Below are 16,206 nucleotides of genomic sequence, written 5' to 3'. Positions count from 1 at the left end.
ATGAGTTGGACCGGATCCGGTCGCAAGACGGCTGTGCTCTGCACCGCCGTCGTCCTCCTTGGAACGCTCGCGCTCCCGGCACAGGCCGCACCCCTGACTTCCGCGTTCGGACGCGGACCGCTGCCAGCGGCCGGCCCGGTTCCGGCGTCGCCGGAGATCCCCTCACCGGAAGAGATCGCGGCCGCCAAGTCCAGTGAAAGCGCGACGGCGGCGGAGGTCACCAGGATCGACGGGCTCCTGGCGGACGCGTCGGCCGGCCAGGAAGCCAGCCTCGCCGCGTCCCTGCAAGCAAACAATGCCTACGGCGAGGCCCTCGTGGAGCTGGCCACCCGCCGTGACGCGGCGGCTGTGGCGGCCGCCAGGGCTGCCGCCGCCGAAGCTGAACAGGCCAAGTCCCGTAAGCAGATCGGCCAGCTGGCCGGGGATCTGTACCGCAATGGCGGACTGAATCCTGCGCTCAGCAGCTTTGTCAGCGGCAGCGGACGGGCCCTCGAAGATGCGGCCACGCTGGAGGCTGTAACGGCCGGACGCGCGAGGGCGTTTGAGTCCGCGGAAACAGCGGCTGCCGCCGCAAAGTCACTGACGGAATCCGCAGCGGACGCCAACCGCGCCGCCGATGAGGCCGCCGCGACCGCGGAAGACCGCAAGGCCGACGCCGACCGCGCCACCGCGGCCCAGCGCCAGGCCGTGACGGATGCCAAAGCACAGCGCACCGCGCTGGTTGACCAGCTGGCAAACCTTAAGAACACCACCGCGGCGCTGGAATCGGCCCGGGTGGACGCCCTCGACCGCCAGCGCCAGCAGGAGCGGCTGGCGGCACTGACTGCGGCGTCCGCCGCGACGCCGCCGCCGGCCACGGATTCCCAGCCTGCCCCGGCATCACCGGGAGGGGACGATTCGGCCGCACAGCTGCCGGCAGCTCCGGCTCCGGCACCGGCTCCGGCCCACGTGCCGGCGGCTCCCGTTCCGGCACCAGCACCAGCACCCGCACCCGCACCCGCACCCGCGCCGGTACACGCGTCCGCACCGGCCCCCGTGCCTGCTCCGGCGCCGATTCATGTTCCGGTTCCGGCGCCTGTCCCGGTTCCGGCGCCCATACCTTCCCCTGTGCCGGCGCCGATTTCCGGCGGCTCGAACCAGACCGCGATTTCAGTTGCGCTTGGCAAGACAGGATCGCCCTACTTCTACCAGTACGGCGGGACCGGGGCCCGTGGGTTTGACTGCTCGGGCCTGGTGCAGAACGCGTTCGCCGCTGCCGGCAAATATCTGCCCCGCACTGCCTCCCAGCAGTTCGCGCAGGCCCCCGTCCACGTCCCGCTCTCCCAGGCCCGGCCCGGCGACTTGCTCGTCTGGGGCTCGGCCCCGGGTTTCTACCACGTGGCCATCTACCTCGGTGGCGGCCGCGTGGTCCAGGCTCTCAATCCCGACGCCGGCATCACCGTGACCGACGTTGCCGCCATGTCCGGGATGCAGCTCTACGGCTACGTGGCGCGCTACTGAGAGCCGGTTCTGGGCCGCAGTTCTGAGGTGCGGTCCTAGGATGCCGTCCAGGGTCGGCCTGTCCGTTGGCTAGGAGAGCACGTCCTTGGTGATGAACCTGCCGTAAGCCAGTGCGCCGAAGACGGCGATGTAGCCGCCCTGCAGGAGGGCGTTGGCAGTAAAGGCGTCCCAGGAAACCGGCTGGCGGAGCAGATCGCCAAAGTCCAGCCAGTAGTGGCTGAACAGCCAGGGATGCAGCCACCCCAGCTGTGGCAGCGCGTCCAGGACCTGGGCGACGACCGAGAGCACCACAGTGGCCGCCATGGCCCCCACTGGAACGTCGGTCAGGGTTGAGATGAACAGTCCGATCGCCGACAACCCCAGCAGTGAAACAGCCAGGTAGGCGGCGATCAGCAGGAGCCGGACCACTGCCTCGCCGGGCTCGATCGTGTCGCCGGAAAGCAGGGTCACCGGCCCCACAGGAAAGAGCGCCGCGCCGATCCCCGCCCCGGTCAGGGCCACCACGAGCGGGGCAACAACCACGAACAGGGCCGTTCCTGCATATTTGACGATCAATAGACGGATCCGCCCCGCCGGTGCCACGAGCAAGTAGCGCAGGGTTCCCAGCCCGGCCTCGCCGGCGATCGTGTCCCCTGCCACGACGCCGACGGTGAGCGGCAGGAACAGCGGAACGGAAACCACCAAGGCCGTGACGCCAACGAACAGGCCGTTCTGGGCAATCCGGTCCAGGAAGGCGGGTCCGCGGCCCGGCGGCACGGCCGAGGAAACCCGCACCGCCACGGCGATCAGGACCGGGATGGCCGCCAGCGCGCACAACATGGCCCACGTCCTGCGGCGGCGGAACAATACGCCGAGCTCGGACGCCAGCAGTCCGCCGGTCAGGGATCCGCGCCGGACCGGCGGACCGCCCGCCCCGACGTCGCCGGCTGCGCCTGGGCCCGCTCCCCTGCTGCCCCCGGCCGGGGCGGCTGGTGGGCCGGCTGAAAGGTCGGCTGGCGGATCGCCCAGAGGCTGGCTGTTACTGGACAACGTCGAACCCCTCCCCCGTCAATGCCACAAACCGGTCCTCGAGGCTGGCCTGTTCAGTCGCGAAGCCGCGTACCCGGACCCCGGCCGCCACGAGGGCCGCCACCACAGCTTCCGGCTCCACGGCCAGAGCGGATCCCGCGTCTTCCCGGGCTGCCGCCCCTGGCGGAGCCGGAGTCAGTGCCGGAGTCAGCGCCGCAGTCGGTGCCGCAGTCAGTGCCGCAGTCAGTGACGCGAACAGTGCCGCGTCCGTCCCGGAGCCAGCGGCACGGGACCCCGCCTCACCGGAACCCGTGCCTGCGGAAGTGCGGCCGTCGGCACTCACGGCCAGGCCTAGGCCCGTCAGCACCTGCGCTGCGGTGCCAGGATCCGGGGTCAGCACGCGGAACCTTGCCTGGCCCGCCCCACGCAGTTCCGCCAGGGTTCCCTGCGCCACAAGCCGGCCCGCGCTCATGATGGCCGCATGCGTGCAGATCTGCTCGACCTCGGCCAGCAGGTGGCTGGAGACGAACACCGTGGCGCCGTCCGCAGCGAGCGATCGCACCAGGCTCCGCACCTCACGGGTGCCCTGGGGATCCAGCCCATTGGTGGGCTCATCCAGCACTAGGAGTTCCCGCGGGGCGAGCAGGGCGTTGGCGATCCCCAGCCGCTGCTTCATGCCCAGCGAATAGGCCCGGACCAGTTTGTCCGCGGCGTGCGTCAAACCGACCCGTTCCAGGGCTGACTGGACCCGGGCGCGCCGCGTCGCCGCCGAACCGTGGGGGTCCGCGGCGTCCATGCGGCGCAGATTGGCCGCGCCCGAGAGGAACGGGTAGAACGCCGGTCCCTCGACCAGCGCCCCGACCCGCGGAAGCACGCCAGCCAGCTTCCGGGGCATCTCCTCGCCCAGGACGCGCATGGAGCCGCCGCTGGCCGTGGCCAGCCCCAGCAGGAGCCTGATGGTGGTGGTCTTCCCCGAACCGTTCGGACCGAGAAAGCCGAAGACCGCGCCTTTCGGCACGGCCAGGTCGACGCCGTTGACAGCCAACTGCTGGCCGAACCGTTTGGTCAGGCCGCTGGTCTCAATGCTCAGCTCGCTGCTGGCCTCGATGCTCCGCTCGGCCCCCGGCCCGGCGGCGCTCACGCGGCTGTCACCGGAGGGTCACCCGGCCGTCGCCGGATAGCGCGCCCATCATCACTTCTGCGCGGCAGCGGCCTGGAGCCGCTCCAGTGGCACGGAGCCGGCGACAACCCGGCCGTCGTCGAGCACCAAAACGTTCACCAGCGCCGTGGACAGGAGCCGGCCGCCCTGGACCGGAACAGTGGCCTGTTCAAGCAGGGCCGCGGCGTCCGAGGCGGGGCTGGCCGTTCGCGCCGGGAACTCAACCACCGAGTCCCAGCCGGAGCCGGTGACGGCCGGCTTGCGGGCGCTATCCTTGGCTGCTGGCGCCGTGGCGTTCCCGGAGTCTTTCCCGCGCTTGTGCTCCTGCACGGGGATCTCCTTGACGGTGGCGCCCGGTGGCGGGCTGAACGTGAAGACCGAAGCGTCCGGGGCGCCGAGCGTCAGGCTCGTGTAGGTGACCCGGAAGGCAGGATCCGCCTGTCCGCGCGCCTTGATCTCGACGCCCAGCGGCAGCCCAGTCTGGCCGTCAACGGCTACGGCGATGGACCCGACCAGCGTCGCATCGGATTTCGGCGTCAGCACCAGGTTGTAGGCGGCCCGTCCGGCTACTTGGACGTCGGCACCCACCGTCACGTCGGTGCCCGGTTCGATCTTGGCCAGGAGCGTCGTGGCGAGCTGGTCCGGGGTGGCCGTGGCGTCGCTGCCGTCGCCGCGGTGGTTGGCGGCGCCCGCCGGGTGGGCCGGGAGCTGGAGGTGGGAGGCCGTGTTGTCCTTGGAGTTGTAGAACCAAACCTCGTTGCCGTGGCGGACGGCGTTGCGTTCGGCCAGCCGGTCCATCACTTGGATACGGGCGTTATCCGGCCCGTCGCGATAGACCCGGGCGGTGTGCGGACCTGTCAGCAGTTCGAGCCAGGCTGTGTTGGACGAATCCGGGCCGGTACCGGTCTTGGGGAGCTCGGGAAGACCGAGCTCGGAGGACTGTTCCAGGGTTCCGGAGAGCGCAGGCGTGCGGTGCTGGGCGATCAACTGCAGGACCTGCTCCGGCGTCTTGGTAGGCAGGGGATCCCCGGCGCTGGCGGGCAGGGATCCGGCCAGCGCGCCGGCGGCAATGACCGCAGGAACGGCGACGGCGGGCAGCCAGCGCAGCCATTGGCGCGTCATCGTGACCGCGCCCCGGGAAGAGATGATCCAAATTTCCGCGTCTGAGGTATGCGCGCTTCAGTGCAGCTCATAGGTCAACAGTACGCCTGGCCCCGGCCGCCCGGTTGCCCTACTTCAGCACATTGATGGTCAGTTCCACGGCGCCCAGCAGGAGCGCGAGCACGGAGGTGCCCAGGCCCGCCACGAGCAGCAGACCGGGATGGGCGAGGCCCACCACCACCCGCCTCAGCCGCGGCCTGTCCCGCAGGAATTTCTTGGGCACGGTGCCCGGTTCCGGCGCTTGTTTCCAGCCCCGGAGCCGGCGCAGGAACCAGGCGCAGCGGATGATAAAGACAAGCCACAGCACGGAGACCACCAGCGGGATCGCGGCGAGCAGGAGGTTGAAGCCGACGGCGGTTACCTCGCGTTCGGACGCCCCGACGAGGGCCTGGAGGGTGGTTGAGATCGAGGCGCTCATGACCACCGACACGCCCCACACGAGGAAGGCGGCAACCAGCGCAAGGAAGCGGACGAAGAAGTGGCCCAGGACCGTGTCCCGGCGGGGCTTCAGGTAGCGGCGCGGGGTGGCGTGCAGCAGCGCGAGGCTTGCCAGCAGCGTCGGCAGGGCGGCCATGCCGACCAGCACATACCAGGACCAGCCGGCCAGATCCAGGAATTCATCGGTCACGATCAGCACGGCCCAGAACCCGGCCCACGCCCAGCCGGCCGTGAGCGGCCGCTCCACGAGCCACGCCGGCAGCCGCGCGTCCGGCGCCTCCGGCGCCTCCGGGTTTGCGGGCACGGGAGCTCCGGCAGCGGGACCTGCGGCCGCGGGAGCTCCGGCAGCCGGTGCGCCGGAGCGGGGGTGTTCGGAACCGGGGTTTTCGTGCGGCCGGGTGTCAGGTCCCGGGGTACCCGCCGCGGGAATTTCGGTGACCCCGGGTTCCTGTCCTTTGGAACCGCGAACTTCGCTCATGGCCAGCGTCACTCTGCCGGTGTCACCGTGCCGGCGGCGCCGTCGAGCGTAAGGTTGTCGCCGGTGGCGACCCTCGTGGTCGCGTCGGGGACCCCCACCACCGCGGGGATCCCGTATTCCCGTGCCACGACGGCGCCGTGGGAGTTGGGCCCGCCCATTTCCATCACGAGGCCGCCGGCGGTCAGGAACAACGGCGTCCATCCGGGATCCGTGGACGGCGCCACGAGGATCTCGCCCGGTTCCAGGTGCGCGCCCTGGGGGTCCAGGATCACGCGGGCCCGGGCCGTGACGGTCCCGGCCGAGGCCGGCGTGCCGGAGAGCTGTCCCGCGCCGCCGTCGGCGCCCGCCGGGCCCCGGCCGTCGGCGCCGGACCGCGTAGCACGGGCCTGCGCAGCGTTGGTCGGCACTGCGTTGGTCTGCACTGCCTCGGGTTCGGTGCCGTCCGAGAGCAGCACGCGGGGGATGTGCCGGCGGCCGAGTTCAGCCGCGTAAGCCTCCCGGCGCTGCGCCACCACACCCTGCAGCGCGTCGCCGCCCAGCCCCCGGTGCGCCTCGGTCAGGTCAACAAAGAAGATATCGTCCGCCGCATCGATGGCCCCGGCCGCGGCGAGTTCGGCGCCCACGGCCGCGAGCTGCTGGCGGACGGCACTGAGCGCTTCCACGAGATGGTATTTGGGCAGTTCACGCAATCCCGCGAACATTCGGGTCCGGCGCAGCGCTGCCCGTACCAGGGCACCCCGCAGGCGGCTGCGCTGCCCGGCCGCAGCCACAAGCCGAGCCACCTGCGCCTCAGCCTCGCGCGCCGCCTTGCTGAACTGCCGGTCGGGGGCAATGGCCGGGTCATCCATGCGCAGATAGTTGGCCAGGACCCCGAGGATGTGGGTCGGGTCGTCAGACCAGCGGGGCATTCCGACGTCGATCTCCGCCACGGCGCGGTGGCCGTACCGGCCCAAGAAGTCTGACAGCCCGGATTGCACGGCGCCGGGAAGATCCGCTGCCCGGTAACGCCGGGCTATCTCGGCCGATGCGGCTTCCTGGAACACGGCCGCCGACGCCGGATCGTTGCGGATGGCGGTGGCCAGCGACCAGAGGTCCAGGTCCATCTCGGTGGTCACGTTGTTGGGCAGACCCCGCAGGACTTCCTGCAGCGCCCCGTTCCCGGGGTTCCCCGCGAGTTTTCCGGCCAGGGCGAGCAAGGCGAACCCCAAGGCGGGCAGCGGCAGGATGGCGGGAACCACGGCAAAGACGCGCTGGCCAAGGATCTGCTCAACCTGGTCCAGGCGCTGCGCGGCGGTGGCGCCGGCAGGCACCGCGAGTGCGGCCCTGAGCTGTTCGCCCACACGGTCGGCCCGGCGCAGCGCCTTCTCGGGCCGGATGAGGCCGCGGATCAGGGTCTCCGGGACTCTGGCCCGCGCCGCCACCGGAACAACGTGGCGCAGGAGCGGCCACGGCGATCTTATGGTGACAGAGAACCTCGGATCGGCGAAAAGGTTTCGCAGCACGGCCGCGGAGCGCGCCTCCATGACATCGAACACCCGGGGGACAATCGCACGCCCGGCCTTGCTCCGGACTACGGGCGTGAGGTCGAAGTAAATGCGCTGTCCGGCCTCCGCGTATGGCGCAGGCCCGTCACGGGGCGCCGGCACCGGGAAATGCGCCGCCCGCGCAACCGAGGACGCAATCAGCCGGATGCCGGCGAGGCCCATCGGCGTCAGGGGCCGGGTCAGTCCCTGGGCCAGGCTGAAGCACAGATAGACGCGCGGCGCTGGCCCGGACGGCGGCCTTTCCTGCATCGGGTACAGCGTGGTGATGGGCCTGGACTGGGTCAGCCACACGGCGCCGTCCTGGCCGATGGCCCATTCGAGGTCCTGCGGGGAACCGAAGCGCACTTCCGCGCGGCGGCCAAGGAGCTCCAGCGCGGCCAGCTGCGCATCGTCAAGGCTGGGCGCCAAACCTGCGCTAGGTTGCGCCACCCGCTCGGTTCCGCCGCCGGGCAGGGGACGGATGAGCATGCCTTTGTCCCCCAGTCGCCGCTCGAGGATCCGTCCTGTGGCGCCGTCGATCACGAAGTGGTCCGGGTTGACGGCCCCGGACACCACCGCCTCGCCCAGCCCCGGACTAGCGTCGATGACGGCCTCGTGCCGCCGGCCGGTCACAGGGTTGGCGGTGAACAGCACCCCGGCCACGGCCGCGTCCACCATGCGCTGGACGACCACCGCGAGGGACACCGCCGAGGGCTCGATCCCCTGCACCGCCCGATACGTCACCGCACGGTCTGTCCACAGCGAGGCCCAGCATCGGCGGACGGCAGCCAGCACGGCATCCGCGCCGACCACATTCAGGAACGTGTCCTGCTGGCCGGCGAAACTGGCGAACGGCAGGTCTTCGGCCGTCGCGGAGGACCGCACCGCGACCGGGCCGTCCGCGCCCAGCGCCAAATACGCGGCGCGCACGGCGGCGTCGATGCCGGCGGGGACTGCGGCGTCGAGCACCAGCGCGCGGGCCTTCGCGGCAAGCGCAGCCAGACCTGCCAGGTCATCGGGGGCGGTCGCGGCGAGGGCCCGGTGCACGTCCGCCAGCTCCGGGGATGCGGTGGCGTCCAGGTAGGCCCGGGTGGTCAGACAAAAGCCGGCCGGAACCGGAAGGCCGGCACGTGCCAGCTCGCCCAGGTTGGCCGCCTTGCCGCCGACCCTGGCCAGCATGTCCTGGCCAAGGCGTTCCAAGGCCAGGACCGGCCCGTCCTCGGCAGCGTCCGGCTCCCCGGGGTGCTCCATCCGCAAACCGTCCTTCCGACGCCGGACCTGTGGCCTCGGGACTTAGGAGTCGCCGAGCATCGGGCCGAAGCTGGCCCTGTCCGCCAGCCGCGGGTCGTCGCGGTCCGGCACCACCATGACCGGCCCCTTGGCGTGGTGGAGGACGCCGTCGGACGTGGAGCCCAGCAGCATTCCGGCGAAGCCGCCGCGCCCGCGGGTGCCGACCACCACGAGTTCCACGTGCCTGCTGGCGTCGACGAGGATGTCAACGGGAGAGCCGTCCACGAGCTGCGTCTCCACCTGGAGCGCGGGGAAGTGGCTCCGCAGCCAGGCCACGCCGGCGTCAAGCTGGACTTTGATGTCGGCGAACAAAGCGTCGCGGTCCATCGGGGTGGGCACCCATGCCAGCGAGCCGGTGTACTGCGGCACGGCGCACACCACCCGCAGCCGGGCGGAGAGCCGTTCGGTCTGGGCTGCCGCCTCCAACACCGCGACGCGGGCCTGCTCCGAGCCGTCGACGCCGACCACCACGACGTTTTCAATCGGCTGGCGGCCCATTTTCGCCCGTTCGGCCAAGACATGCTTGTCGTCAGTGGTTTCGCCCAGCCGGTCCGCGCAGATCAGCGGCACGGTCACGGTGGGGCACTTCGCGTGCGCGGGCAGTGCGCTGCTGACGGAGCCGAGCAGCCGGCCCACGAAGCCACCGCGGCCTCGGGTCCCGAACACCAGAAGCTCCGCGGTTTCGCTGATTTCCAGCAGCACGCCGGACGCGTCGCCGTTTTCGACGGAGGCGTCGACGTCGATGTTGTAACCCGCGATCTTGTCGAGGGCGTGCTTGAGAATGGCTTCGGCGCCCTCGCGGATCACGGAGTCGTCCACCGTGGCGTAGCCGCCGTCGAGCCCGGAAGCGGCGAAGATCGGCACCGAATAGGCGGTCACGATGTGCAGCGGGCGACGGCGGCGTTCTGCCTCGCGGGCTGCCCACACGAGCGCGCAGTGGCTGTGGTCCGAGCCATCCACTCCCACAACGATTCCCCGGGGAGGCGCCGGTTCGCCGCCGGCCTCCCATGCCGGGTCCGGATGCACCTGTTCACGGCCCATTGGGTCCGCCTCCTCGCGATTCTTGCCTGATGTTGCGGCTATTCTGCCAGAAGTACCGCCGCCCGGCGTCCACTGGCGAGGCGACCCGGAATCTGCGTGCAGGAACCCCTGTTTTTCCTCACTATTCTCGGTTAATTGCGAACATTCAAGACGGCCTCCAGGAGGCCCAGACGGGCCGCGGCCAAAGGATTTACGCAGAGTTAACACGTCGTTTCGTGGCGCGGATTCCCGGGCTTCCGGGGACGGTTTCCGTAGGATCCGGGGCACGAAACCGCCCAAAATTCGGCACCACACCCAATGTCCTACCTCCCCTATCCATGGGCGGGAATCTTAGGTATCCTTCGAGGCACTGCTGAACCGAGACTGGTATTTCGGAACGCAACCGCTGGGGTTGCCAAAACCAGGCCTAGGTTCGGCGTCCGGGGTATTTCCCTGCGACTGGCACCATTCAAGGAGGTACCCTGCAGTGTCGAGCATGCCTTTGTACGGCGGGATTGAGCGGACCACCGCCGTAGTCATCGGGACGGGGCTCTCCGGCCTGGCTGTGGCCAGCGAACTCCAACGCCGCGGTGTGGCGTCCATCATTGTGGACGGGCTCGACCTCCTGGGTGCCGGCCATCCGGCCAACACGTCCTCGCTCCAGCGCTGCGACGCGGCGGACGCCGCCAGCCTGCGGGAGCGCAACGAAATCCTGCGCCACCTGCGCAACTACGCCGCAAGCCACAAGCTTGATGTACGGAACAACATCCGTGCCCTGCAGCTGGACCTCCGTGAAACCGGCATGGACGGCTCCCCCACCGAGAAGTGGGCCGTCCAGACCCCGGGCGGCGTCCTCTTGGCCGATCATCTTGTCCTGACCCGCTGCGCCCACAGCCAGCTGCGCCGCATGCTCTCCGAGCTTGGCATGGCCGCCGGAGCGAACCTCATGGCGGCGATGCATGCCCTCGGGATGTACCTCGTGGGGGTAGGCGAGCTGATTACCCCGACGCCCAAGGAAGTCCTGCGGCAGGCCAAAGTGGTGGGGCAGGCGATCTCCGCCAAGGTCTACCCCAACGGCGTCCCCACGCTGCTGCCTGCCGGCTTTGCCCTGGCTGCTCCCGCCTAGCCGGAGCCGGCGTGCGCGGCCGGTTACGTGGTTTTCCGGTCGCTGCTTTGGGTCAGGTGTTGGGTCAGCTCTCGGTGTCGTTGCCCTCGTCCGGGGTGAGGCGGCGTTTGGCCATCAGGCCCAGGGCCACCAGGATTCCGACCCCCACGGCGACGAAGATCATGACGCTCCAGGGAAACTGCTCCGACCCGGCCGGTGCAGGCGCCGGCTCCGGGGTGGTGCCCGGCTGGGCGGTGCCCATCGTGGGGACCGAGGCAGCCGACGTCGAGCCTGCTGCAGCCGCCGTCGCGGTGAAGGTGAAACTGCCCTCAATCGGGTGGCCGTCGGAGCTGGCCACCCGCCAGTGCACGGTGTACTTCCCGGCGGGGGCGCCGGACTTCAGCTTCTGCGCAGCGACGTTGTCCACGATCGCGACGGGGCCATCCGCCCAGTTGGCGCCCGTGGCGTCGTTGACCAGGAACTGCGATCCCAGGGCGAGCGGATTGTGGTTGAAAGTGACCGAAACCTGCTCCGGCGGTGCCGCGACGGTTGCACCGGACGCCGGGCTGGTGGACTCCGCGGTGTCGTGCGCCGACGCCGGGCTCACGGCTCCCAGCAGGACGGCCACGAGGACGACGGCACCCAGCAGGGCACTGCGAAGCTGGCGGATACGGCGCATGGGCAGGCTACTCCTAGTGTTGGCTTCCTTACAGACTAGGCGAAAACGCAGGGTTGGCCGTTGGGCGCCAAATAGGATATAGGCAACACCCATCACTCCCGGAGGACTAATGCAAGACCTAATGCTCACGCAGGGCTCCGCGCTCGACCGGTATTTCAAGATATCCGAGCGGGGGTCGAACTTCTCGCGCGAGATCCGCGGAGGGTTCGCCACGTTCTTTGCCATGAGCTACATCGTGGTGCTGAATCCGCTGATCCTCTCCGGGCCGGACTCCACGGGCGCGACCCTCGGGTTCCCCGCCGTCGCTGCCGTCACCGCCTTCGTGGCCGGCATCCTCACCATCCTGATGGGCGCCTGGGCCAAGCATCCCTTCGCACTGGCCACCGGGCTCGGCGTCAACGCCTTCGTCGCCGTCACCGTGGCCACGAACCCCGGGCTGTCCTGGCCGGACATGATGGGCCTGGTGATGCTTTCTGGCGTCACCATGCTGATCCTGGTCCTGACCGGTTTCCGGACGGCTGTGTTCAAGGCCGTTCCCGAGGGGCTGAAGACGGCGATCGTGGTGGGCATCGGCCTGTTCATCGCCCTGATCGGACTCGTCAACGCGGGCTTCGTGCGCCGCATCCCGGATGTCGCCGGCACCACCGTTCCGGTCGGCCTGGGCTTCGACGGCAAGCTCCTGGGCTGGCCCACCTTCGTGTTCGTCTTCGGCCTGGTCCTGACCATCGCGCTCGTGGTCCGCAAGGTCAAGGGCGCCATCCTGATCGGCATCGTCGCCTCCACCATCCTGTCCGTGATCCTGGAATCCACCCTGCACATCGGGCCCAGCTTTGACGGCACGAATCACAACCCGCAGGGCTGGTCCCTCGTGGCCCCGGCGTTCTCCGAGTGGGCGGCCCCGGACCTGTCCCTGATCGGCCAGGCGAACCCGTTCGGCGCCTTTGAGCACCTCGGCTTCGTCGCGGCGAGCCTGCTGGCGTTCGTGATCCTGCTCAGCATCTTCTTCGATGCCATGGGCACGATGGTGGGTCTGGCCACCGAGGCCGGCACCATCGACAAGGAGGGCAACATCCCCAACGTCGACCGCGTGCTGCAGGTGGACGCCCTGGGCGCGATCATCGGCGGCGGCGCCTCCGTTTCGTCGAACCAGATCTACGTCGAATCCGGTGCCGGCATCGGCGAAGGCGCGCGCACCGGCCTGGCTTCCGTCGTCACCGGCCTGCTGTTCCTCGTGGCCATGTTCTTCACCCCGCTGATCAACCTCGTGCCGTTCGAGGCCGTGGCCCCCGCGCTCGTGATCGTCGGCTTCATGATGGTTTCCCAGGTGGGCAAGATCGACTGGCAGGACTGGGGCATCGCGATCCCGGCCTTCTTGACGTTCACCCTCATGCCGTTCACGTACTCGATCGCCAACGGCCTGGGCGCGGGCTTCATCTCCTTCGTGCTGATCCGTCTGTTCCAGGGCCGGGCCCGCGAGGTGCACCCGCTCATGTGGGCTGTGGCGGCCGCGTTCCTGCTGTTCTTCGCGATCGGACCGATCGAGGCGGCCCTCGGGTTGCACTAAGTACTACCCCCGGTCCCGTCCGCCGAGACGTCACTTCACGCGCAATGCTTTCGAAGTTTTCGAAAAACACTGCCGTGAAGTGTCGTCTCGGCGGTGTTTAAGAGCAGTTTCCGGGATTCCGGACAGTCCGGCCGCGGCGCTGCTGGTTTTCCTGCCGGGGCTGCGGTGAGCTAGGGGGATGGTTTCTCCCGCGCTTCCCGTTGATGTCCCGTCGCAGCCCTGGACCGGCCGGTTCGACGGCGACGGTGCCGAGCACCGGCGCTGGTGGCAGGCCGTGACCCCCTACACTCCCCGCATGGCCCCCGCGGCCACCCCCGGCCCGCGCCCCGCCGTCATCCTCGGCTTCGGCAGCGACGCCGGGGTGCGGCGCAACAAGGGCCGGACCGGCGCCGCGGCCGCTCCTGCCGCCATCCGGGCCGCGCTCGGCCCGCTCGCCTTCCACCTGTCGCGGGGCGTGCACGACGCCGGTGACGTCACCGTGGCCGGGGACGCGCTGGAGGCTGGGCAGGCGCGTGCCGGGCTCGCCATCACCAGGCTGCTCGACGCCGGCCAGCTCCCCGTGGTGTTGGGCGGCGGCCACGAGACCGCCTTTGCCAGCTACCTCGGTGTGGCCGGATCGGCGGCCGTGCGCGAGGGCCTCACGGTCGGCGTGCTGAACCTCGATGCGCACTTCGACCTCCGCGACGAGCCCGTGCCCAGCTCCGGCACCCCGTTCCTGCAGATGGCCCACGCGGAAGCCGCCGCCGGCCGCGAACTGCGCTACGCCGTCGTCGGGATTTCCGAGCCGAACAACACCCGGGCGCTGTTCCGGACGGCAGAGAAACTCGGCGTCGACTACCTGCTGGATGAGGACTGCTCGGCGGAGGCCGCGCAAGCGTTTGTGGCGGGGTTCCTGGCCCAGGTGGACGCGCTCTACCTGACCATCGACCTGGACGTGCTGCCGGCCTCGGTGGCCCCGGGGGTGAGCGCTCCGGCCGCCTATGGTGTGCCGCTGCCGGTCATCAGCGCCGTGTGCCGGCAGGTGGCCGCGAGCGGGAAGCACCTGCATCTGGATATCGCCGAGCTGAACCCGGAATTTGATATCGACGGCCGCACCGCCAAGGTGGCCGCCCGGCTGATCAATACACTGCTCGCGTAGGCGAAGGCCTGGATAGCCCTCCCCTGCAGCGGCGAGAGCGCTTCCAATCGGGCGATCGCCGCCCCTGCCGCGCCGGCAATTACCTGAAACGCAGAAAGTCCCCGCCGCGGCGGGGACTTTCTAGTGAAACGGATCTAGCTGCGGCGCACCTGCACGCCGTCGGACTGCAGGAAAAGCTGCGTCTCGGACGGCCCGGCGGGGACCAACCAGAGCACATTTCCGCTCAGCGAGACTTCTTCGACCTCACCGGCTGCAATGACCTGTGCGTGCTTGACGATTTCGACGCGTTCGCCGACCCGGAGGCCGCTCCAGTCGGAAACCGTAGCTGCGGATGCAAGGCGTCTGGACAGAACCGTGCCGCGTGCTTTCATAGAACTCTTACCCCTTTGTATGTGTTCTCTGCCACAACTTCATTGGTGTGACTTTCCATTTGTACTACAGTTCCCGGGCCCTCGCCTTCCGTGTCGCCAAAGATTTCGGGGACGCCGGGAATTGTTCAGCCGTATTGCACTTTGTTTCTTCTCAGGCGAGATTTCCGACGGCGGATTCGGCCGCCGCGCGGACCTTGCCCGACGCAACAAGCTGGTCCGCCGCTTCAAGCTCCGGCGACAGGAACCTGTCGGTGCCAGGACCCTCGACGACATCGCGCAGCGCGGCGATCACGGCCGCGCCCGCGGGACCCGGCGTGAGTTCGCCGCCGGAGAGCTGGGTGCGGATATCCAGCGCCCGGGCCGAGGTCACCAGCTCGATCGCCAGGACGCGGCGCAGGTTCTCGACCGCCCGGCGGAGCTTGCGGGCCGCGTGCCAGCCCATGGAGACGTGGTCCTCCTGCATCGCGGAGCTCGGGATCGAGTCCACCGACGCCGGGACGGCCAGCCGTTTGTTGTCCGAAACCAGACCGGCCTGCGTGTACTGGGCGATCATGAGGCCCGAGTCGACGCCGGGGTCCGAGGCCAGGAAGGCCGGCAGCCCGTGCGAGCGGGCCGGGTCAAGCATCCGGTCGCTCCGGCGCTCGGAGATGGAGCTCAGGTCCGCGACGGCGATCGCGAGGAAGTCCAGCACGTAGGCCACGGGGGCGCCGTGGAAGTTGCCGTTGGAGCTGACCCGGCCGTCGGGCAGGACCACCGGGTTGTCGATCGCGGCGGCCAGCTCGCGGGAAGCGACCATGGCCGCGTGGTCCACGGTGTCGCGGACGGCGCCAGCCACCTGGGGTGCGCAGCGCAGCGAGTAGGCGTCCTGGACCTTAGTGTCGTTGATCCGGTGCGAGGCCACAATCGGCGAGTTGGACAGCACGCGGAGCATGTTGTCGGCGGAGGCGGCCTGGCCCGGGTGCGGGCGCAGCGCTGCGTGCAGCTCGGGCAGGAACACCTGGTCGGTGCCGAGCAGCGCTTCGACGCTGAGCGCGGCGGTGATGTCCGCCGTCGTGAGCAGCTGGCGGATGTCCGCGATGGCCATCAGCAGCATGCCGAGCATGCCCTCGGTGCCGTTGACGAGGGCCAGGCCCTCCTTTTCGGCGAGGGTGACGGGTTCGATTCCGTGTGCGGCGAGGAGCTCGGCGACGCTGCGGCCGCCCTTGACGCCGTAGAGCTCACCGTCCGGGCCGGTCGCTTCGCCTTCGCCCATGAGGACCAGGGCGCAGTGCGAGAGCGGCGCGAGGTCGCCGGAGCAGCCGAGGGAGCCGAATTCGCGGACCACCGGGGTGATGCCGGCGTTGAGCACGTCCACCATGGTCTGCAGCACCACGGGGCGGACGCCGGTCCGGCCGGAGGCCAGGGTCTTGGCTCGCAGGAACATGATGCCGCGGACCACTTCGCGTTCCACGGCCGGGCCCATGCCGGCGGCGTGGCTGCGGATCAGGGATTTCTGCAGCTGGGTGCGCAGCTCGTTGGGGATGTGCCGGTTGGCCAGCGCCCCGAAGCCGGTGGAGATCCCATAGGCGGGAACCTCGCTGTGGGCGAGATCGTCGATGTGGGCGCGGACCTTGGCGACGGCGTCGAGGGCGTCCTGGGCGATGGTCACGTGGGCGTCGTGGCGCGCGACGGCGACGACGTCCTCGGGGGTCACGCCGCTGGAGCCGAGGGTAACGGTGAGCGGTGAGTGGGTGGTGATGGTCATGATATTCCTACTTCGTTCTCATCGATTG

General features: G+C 69.8%; 13 protein-coding genes. 4 read left to right on the top strand and 9 right to left on the bottom strand.

Annotated elements, in window-relative coordinates; all coding sequences use genetic code 11:
* Complete coding sequence (locus ACFRJ8_RS02710) at positions 1 to 1,500, top strand: C40 family peptidase (RefSeq protein WP_377984591.1); 1,500 nt, start codon at positions 1 to 3, stop codon at positions 1,498 to 1,500.
* 69 nt (positions 1,501 to 1,569) lie between these two features.
* On the opposite strand, the gene ACFRJ8_RS02705 is transcribed toward ACFRJ8_RS02710, so the two are convergent.
* The 6 genes from ACFRJ8_RS02705 to ACFRJ8_RS02680 all read right to left on the bottom strand — a co-directional run bounded on the left by ACFRJ8_RS02705 (position 1,570) and on the right by ACFRJ8_RS02680 (position 9,598).
* Complete coding sequence (locus ACFRJ8_RS02705; protein WP_377984690.1) at positions 1,570 to 2,382, bottom strand: ABC transporter permease; 813 nt, start codon at positions 2,380 to 2,382, stop codon at positions 1,570 to 1,572.
* Positions 2,383 to 2,518: 136 nt separating this feature from the next.
* A complete protein-coding gene (locus tag ACFRJ8_RS02700) occupies positions 2,519 to 3,649 on the bottom strand; it encodes an ABC transporter ATP-binding protein (protein ID WP_377984590.1) in 1,131 nt (376 codons plus the stop codon).
* 51 nt (positions 3,650 to 3,700) lie between these two features.
* The gene (locus ACFRJ8_RS02695; RefSeq protein WP_377984589.1) at positions 3,701 to 4,789 is read right to left on the bottom strand and encodes an outer membrane lipoprotein carrier protein LolA; all 1,089 of its coding nucleotides are present in this window, start codon (positions 4,787 to 4,789) and stop codon (positions 3,701 to 3,703) included.
* Between the two features lie 109 nt (positions 4,790 to 4,898).
* On the bottom strand, positions 4,899 to 5,744 hold the full coding sequence (locus ACFRJ8_RS02690) for a hypothetical protein (RefSeq protein ID WP_377984588.1): 846 nt from the start codon (positions 5,742 to 5,744) through the stop codon (positions 4,899 to 4,901).
* An 8-nt stretch (positions 5,745 to 5,752) separates the two neighbouring features.
* Positions 5,753 to 8,518, bottom strand: a complete 2,766-nt coding sequence (locus tag ACFRJ8_RS02685; protein WP_377984587.1) for a PEP/pyruvate-binding domain-containing protein — start codon at positions 8,516 to 8,518, stop codon at positions 5,753 to 5,755.
* A gap of 42 nt (positions 8,519 to 8,560) precedes the next feature.
* Complete coding sequence (locus tag ACFRJ8_RS02680; RefSeq protein ID WP_377984586.1) at positions 8,561 to 9,598, bottom strand: universal stress protein; 1,038 nt, start codon at positions 9,596 to 9,598, stop codon at positions 8,561 to 8,563.
* A 475-nt stretch (positions 9,599 to 10,073) separates the two neighbouring features.
* Between ACFRJ8_RS02680 and ACFRJ8_RS02675 the strand changes: the two genes are divergently transcribed.
* Positions 10,074 to 10,703 carry an FAD-binding protein gene (locus tag ACFRJ8_RS02675; RefSeq protein ID WP_377984689.1) on the top strand — a complete coding sequence of 210 codons (630 nt, stop codon included), beginning with the start codon at positions 10,074 to 10,076 and terminating at the stop codon, positions 10,701 to 10,703.
* Between the two features lie 64 nt (positions 10,704 to 10,767).
* Here the strand turns inward: ACFRJ8_RS02675 and ACFRJ8_RS02670 are convergent, their stop codons facing one another.
* On the bottom strand, positions 10,768 to 11,361 hold the full coding sequence (locus ACFRJ8_RS02670; RefSeq protein WP_377984585.1) for a copper resistance protein CopC: 594 nt from the start codon (positions 11,359 to 11,361) through the stop codon (positions 10,768 to 10,770).
* A gap of 121 nt (positions 11,362 to 11,482) precedes the next feature.
* Here ACFRJ8_RS02670 and ACFRJ8_RS02665 point away from each other — a divergent pair, with 121 nt between their 5' ends.
* Positions 11,483 to 12,925 carry an NCS2 family permease gene (locus ACFRJ8_RS02665; protein WP_377984688.1) on the top strand — a complete coding sequence of 481 codons (1,443 nt, stop codon included), beginning with the start codon at positions 11,483 to 11,485 and terminating at the stop codon, positions 12,923 to 12,925.
* Between the two features lie 178 nt (positions 12,926 to 13,103).
* On the top strand, positions 13,104 to 14,063 hold the full coding sequence (hutG, locus tag ACFRJ8_RS02660) for a formimidoylglutamase (RefSeq protein ID WP_377984584.1): 960 nt from the start codon (positions 13,104 to 13,106) through the stop codon (positions 14,061 to 14,063).
* Positions 14,064 to 14,197: 134 nt separating this feature from the next.
* On the opposite strand, the gene ACFRJ8_RS02655 is transcribed toward hutG, so the two are convergent.
* A complete protein-coding gene (locus ACFRJ8_RS02655) occupies positions 14,198 to 14,434 on the bottom strand; it encodes a hypothetical protein (protein ID WP_091562768.1) in 237 nt (78 codons plus the stop codon).
* Positions 14,435 to 14,585: 151 nt separating this feature from the next.
* Positions 14,586 to 16,178 carry a histidine ammonia-lyase gene (gene hutH / locus ACFRJ8_RS02650; protein ID WP_377984583.1) on the bottom strand — a complete coding sequence of 531 codons (1,593 nt, stop codon included), beginning with the start codon at positions 16,176 to 16,178 and terminating at the stop codon, positions 14,586 to 14,588.
* Positions 16,179 to 16,206: the final 28 nt, after the last annotated feature.

Source organism: Arthrobacter sp. NPDC056886 (assembly GCF_042788715.1).
Taxonomy (GTDB): Bacteria; Actinomycetota; Actinomycetes; order Actinomycetales; family Micrococcaceae; genus Arthrobacter.
This window is presented reverse-complemented; position numbering and strand designations above follow the sequence as displayed.

Excerpts from the sequence above, each read along its gene's own strand:
- ACFRJ8_RS02680 (WP_377984586.1), bottom strand. The coding sequence starts at position 9,598 with ATGGGCCGTGAACAGGTGCATCCGGACCCGGCATGGGAGGCCGGCGGC.
- ACFRJ8_RS02710 (WP_377984591.1), top strand. The coding sequence starts at position 1 with ATGAGTTGGACCGGATCCGGTCGCAAGACGGCTGTGCTCTGCACCGCC.
- ACFRJ8_RS02670 (WP_377984585.1), bottom strand. The coding sequence starts at position 11,361 with ATGCGCCGTATCCGCCAGCTTCGCAGTGCCCTGCTGGGTGCCGTCGTC.
- ACFRJ8_RS02685 (WP_377984587.1), bottom strand. The coding sequence starts at position 8,518 with ATGGAGCACCCCGGGGAGCCGGACGCTGCCGAGGACGGGCCGGTCCTG.
- ACFRJ8_RS02665 (WP_377984688.1), top strand. The coding sequence starts at position 11,483 with ATGCTCACGCAGGGCTCCGCGCTCGACCGGTATTTCAAGATATCCGAG.
- hutH (WP_377984583.1), bottom strand. The coding sequence starts at position 16,178 with ATGACCATCACCACCCACTCACCGCTCACCGTTACCCTCGGCTCCAGC.
- hutG (WP_377984584.1), top strand. The coding sequence starts at position 13,104 with ATGGTTTCTCCCGCGCTTCCCGTTGATGTCCCGTCGCAGCCCTGGACC.
- ACFRJ8_RS02675 (WP_377984689.1), top strand. The coding sequence starts at position 10,074 with ATGCCTTTGTACGGCGGGATTGAGCGGACCACCGCCGTAGTCATCGGG.
- ACFRJ8_RS02690 (WP_377984588.1), bottom strand. The coding sequence starts at position 5,744 with ATGAGCGAAGTTCGCGGTTCCAAAGGACAGGAACCCGGGGTCACCGAA.
- ACFRJ8_RS02695 (WP_377984589.1), bottom strand. The coding sequence starts at position 4,789 with ATGACGCGCCAATGGCTGCGCTGGCTGCCCGCCGTCGCCGTTCCTGCG.
- ACFRJ8_RS02655 (WP_091562768.1), bottom strand. The coding sequence starts at position 14,434 with ATGAAAGCACGCGGCACGGTTCTGTCCAGACGCCTTGCATCCGCAGCT.